1 protein-coding gene is annotated in these 251 nt (G+C 57.4%); it reads right to left on the reverse strand.

Annotated elements, in window-relative coordinates:
• Positions 1-159, reverse strand: a 159-nt coding sequence (locus tag ACZXDY_RS46750) for a PRC-barrel domain containing protein (RefSeq protein ID WP_464350138.1), incomplete at its 3' end; no start/stop codon positions are given.
• Positions 160-251 lie beyond the last annotated feature (92 nt).

Here is a 251-nt window from a genome sequence, read left to right on the forward strand (position 1 = left end):
TTTGATCGAAATCCGAAGGCCGTGCAACTCATCCAGCCAAACGTTCTCGACCGTACCTGCCTTTCCGTTAGTAAGGACGACGGCGATGCCGATCAGTTCGGATTGTGCCTCACCGAACTCATTCAAAATTTTTGACGCACGAAGCTTGGCCGATGACACTGCTCGCCCCTGTTCCGCCGAGCCGTCTGTGCTGCCCCATCGCAGCTTACCGGCGCGGCTTGTCCCAATGCTCGGCCGCTGGGATGATCGAT

Source organism: Bradyrhizobium sp. LeoB3, from assembly GCF_055456055.1.